The sequence below is a fragment of the Phenylobacterium sp. genome (assembly GCF_031360265.1).
Taxonomy (GTDB): domain Bacteria; phylum Pseudomonadota; class Alphaproteobacteria; order Caulobacterales; family Caulobacteraceae; genus Phenylobacterium.
The window spans coordinates 1-3,521 of the sequence record NZ_JANMBF010000028.1 but is presented as its reverse complement, the minus strand read 5'-3'; the positions used below and the strand labels follow the sequence as shown (position 1 = coordinate 3,521).

At 67.3% G+C, this 3,521-nt stretch carries 4 protein-coding genes; all 4 read left to right on the top strand.

The features are described 5' to 3' along the window. Nucleotides 1-140: 140 nt before the first annotated feature. The gene (locus tag RMN86_RS02500; RefSeq protein ID WP_309604246.1) at nucleotides 141-755 is read left to right on the top strand and encodes an HAD-IA family hydrolase; all 615 of its coding nucleotides are present in this window, start codon (nucleotides 141-143) and stop codon (nucleotides 753-755) included. A gap of 33 nt (nucleotides 756-788) precedes the next feature. Beyond that, complete coding sequence (locus RMN86_RS02495) at nucleotides 789-1,154, top strand: autorepressor SdpR family transcription factor (RefSeq protein ID WP_309604245.1); 366 nt, start codon at nucleotides 789-791, stop codon at nucleotides 1,152-1,154. Beyond that, nucleotides 1,154-1,810, top strand: a complete 657-nt coding sequence (locus RMN86_RS02490) for an SdpI family protein (protein WP_309604244.1) — start codon at nucleotides 1,154-1,156, stop codon at nucleotides 1,808-1,810. Before RMN86_RS02495 ends, RMN86_RS02490 begins: the two co-directional genes overlap by 1 nt. 59 nt (nucleotides 1,811-1,869) lie before the next feature. Beyond that, the coding region (gene glnD / locus RMN86_RS02485; RefSeq protein ID WP_309604243.1) for a [protein-PII] uridylyltransferase at nucleotides 1,870-3,521 on the top strand (1,652 nt) is incomplete at its 3' end.

Sequence of the window (3,521 nt, the reverse complement as noted above, 5' to 3'; positions counted from 1 at the left end):
TTCTTGAGGGATCAGGCTCTGAGCGAACTTCAGATCCAAGAAGCACACTAGGAAACAAAGGCTTGCTAGTGTCCTCATCGATCCCGAAGTTCGTCCGCACCGGCCTCAGGCGCCCGCGAACTTCGGAATCGGGACACTAGGTGCGCGGTCGGGCGCCGCGGCGGCCGGCGTTGAAGGCGCTGATGGTCGATGTCGATGGGGTGATCGTGATCCCAGGGCGCGGCGGCTGGGCGGCGAATCTTGAGGCCGACCTCGGGCTTTCCCCCACGGCGTTGCAGACGCACTTCTTTGCGCCGCACTGGACCGACATCGTGCTGGGGCAGGCGGGTCTGCACGAGCGCCTGGCGCCGGTGCTGGCAAGGATCGCGCCCCATCTGACCAGCCAACAGCTCGCCGCCTACTGGTTCGAAAGGGACGCCCAGCTCGACGCCCGGCTTCTCGAAGACCTCGCCGTCGTCCGCGCCACGGGCATCGAACTCCACCTCGCCACGGTGCAGGAACATCTGCGCGCCGATCACCTCTGGACCGCCCTTGGCTTACGCCAGAGGTTCGACGCCATGCACTACGCCGCCGACCTCGGGGCCAGGAAGTCGGATCCGGCCTTCTACGCCGCCGTCGAGGCGCGCACCGGCTTCGCGCCGGCCGAGCTCCTGCTGATCGACGACACCCCGGCCAACATCGAGGCCGCCCGCGCCGCCGGTTGGGGTGCGAGGCTCTGGACCGGTGAGGCGCGTCTCGCGGACCTGCTGACCTAATTTTGGCGTTGACCAAAATAAGCCTTGTGCCGCATGCGCATTTCGGTATTTTGCTTTTTAGCGAAATACAAAACGATGCATAGGCTTCCGGTGTCCGAAATCTATAGAGCCCTGGCCGACCCCACGCGGCGACGCATTCTGGAACTACTGCGTGAGCGCGAGATGAGCGCCGGGGAACTGGCCGACCATTTCCGGCTCGCCAAGCCGACGCTCAGTGGCCACTTCGCGGTGCTGCGCGAGGCGGGCCTGGTCGCGCCCGAGAAGACCGGCACGACCATCATCTACCGCCTGAACGTCTCGGTGCTCGAAGAGGCGCTGATGGCGCTCATGGACGCCTTCAAATTCCAGACAACCACGTCGCGGCCGCTCGCGGCCCGACCACGCCCGGGAGAAAGCTGATGCGCCTTACTCAAGCCACCTGGGTCGCGACCGCTTTTGTCGCCGCCACCGCCGTCGTCGCATTCTGGGCCTGGACCGGGCTTCCCGCCGGCGTCGGCGTGCCGATCAACTACCTTGGCCTCGACGGACATCGACATCATGGTTCGTCACGCGAGGCGTTGTGGCTGATCCCGGCCATCGCCGCCCTGGTGACCGCGAGCATGACCTTCGCGCCGAACCTCGGAATGCGTTCCGGCGTCGAGCGGGCAGCCGAGCCCTTTGACGCGACCCTGATCGGCGTCGCGGGCCTGCTGTTCATCGTCCAGACCGCGTTGATCGGCCGGGCCCTCGACGCCAATTTCAACGTCATGCGCCCGGTCGCCATCGCCACCGGCGTGCTGCTGATCGGCGTCGGCAACTATCTCGGCAAGGCGCACCGCAACGGGATCTTCGGTCTGCGCACGCCCTGGACGCTCGCCGACGCCTCGGTGTGGGACAAGACTCACCGTTTCACGGGCCGGGCCATGTTCGCCGGCGGCGTCATGCTGATCGCCCTGAGTTTCCTGCTGCGCAATGGCGCCGCGCTGGGGGTGTCGATCGGCGTCTGCACGGCCCTGCCGCTCCTGGCCGGCGTCGCGCGGTCACGCAGCCTCGGGCAAGCCGCTGGGCGCGGCTGAGTCATCGTTCCCGCAGAGGGTGAGGGAAAGCGCAACTGAATTCCTATATCTGTTGCGTCATGCCGCCCCGCCTTCGTCCCACCCGCCTGGAATATGTCGTCGATGGCGCGCGGCTGCGGGCCCTGCTGTCGGCCGCCGCGCTGGAGGCGTCGGGCGACGCCCTGGCGCAGCGCAAGGCGGCGCTGGAGCTGCTCAAGGCGGCGCTGTTTCGCGGCCGGATGATCGCCAAGGAGCGGTTGGAGAACGGGGCTGGTGGCATCGAGACCGCGGGCCTGCTCTCCGGCGTCACCGACGAAGTGATCACCGCGCTCTGGGACTTCACCACCGTCCATGTGTTTCGCGCCCGCAACCCCACGGAAGGCGAGCGCCTGGCGCTGATGGCGGTGGGCGGCTACGGCCGAGGCACGCTGGCGCCCTTCTCCGACATCGATCTCCTGTTCGTGCGGCCCTACAAACAGACCGCCCACGCCGAGAGCGTCATCGAATACATGCTCTACGCCCTGTGGGACCTGGGCTTCAAAGTCGGCCACGCCTCGCGGACCATCGAGGAGTGCATCAAGCTCTCCCGCGAAGACTTCGTCATCCGCACGTCGATCCTGGAGGCGCGACGGCTGGCCGGCGACCAGAAGCTCGCCGATGAGCTTGTGCGGCGGTTTCAGAACGAGGTGGTTCGTGGCACCGGTGCGGAATTCGTCGCCGCCAAGCTGAAGGAGCGCGACGAGCGCCAGGCCCGCGCCGGCGCCAGCCGCTACATGGTCGAGCCGAATGTGAAGGAGGGTAAGGGCGCGCTGCGCGATCTGAACACCCTGTTCTGGATCGCCCAATACCTGCACCCGGGCCAGCCGATCGAGAAGATCATGCAGCTGGAGATGTTCCAGCGAAACGAGATCCGCGCCTTCATCCAGGCGTTCGATTTCCTCTGGGCGGTGCGGAGCCACCTGCATTTCACCACCGGCCGACCGGAAGAGCGACTGACCTTCGACCTGCAGCCGGAAATGGCGCGGCGGATGGGTTATGGCGACCGGGGCGACGCGCCGGCGGTCGAACGGTTCATGCGCCGCTATTTCCTGATCGCCAAGGAGGTCGGCGCCCTGACCCGGGTGTTCGCCGCCAAGCTGGAGGCCGAGCGGGTCAAGGTCGCGCCGCGCGGCATCTCGCGGCTGCTGCCGGCGCGGCGGCCCAAGCGCAAGCCGCTCGACGAACCGGGATTCCACGAGATCGGCGGGCGGCTGAATATCGACGGCCCGCAGATCTTCGAGTCCGACCCGGTGAACCTCTTGCGGCTGTTCAAGATCGCCGACGAGCGCAACCTCGACCTGCACCCGGACGCCTTCACCGCCGCCACCCGGGCGGTCAGCCTGATCACCTCGGCGGTCCGTCGCGACCGCCACGCCGCCCAGGTGTTCCTGTCGATCCTGGCCCACGGCCGCGACCCGCAGCGCACCCTGACCCTGATGACCGACGCCAATGTGCTGGGCCGCTACCTGCCGGAATTCGGGCGGATCGTCGCCCAGATGCAGTTCAACATGTACCACTCCTACACGGTGGACGAGCATACCCTTCGGGCCGTGGGCGTGATCGCCGACATCGACGCGGGCCGCTTCGCCGGGGACCATCCGCTGGCCACCGCCATCATGCCGCTGATCGTCGATCGCGAGGCGCTGTACCTGGCCATGCTGTTGCATGACACCGGCAAGGGCGGGGCGGGCGG

Bases quoted from the DNA above. Each gene is read 5' to 3' on its own strand.
- RMN86_RS02495 (WP_309604245.1), top strand. From the start codon at position 789: ATGCGCATTTCGGTATTTTGCTTTTTAGCGAAATACAAAACGATGCAT.
- RMN86_RS02490 (WP_309604244.1), top strand. From the start codon at position 1,154: ATGCGCCTTACTCAAGCCACCTGGGTCGCGACCGCTTTTGTCGCCGCC.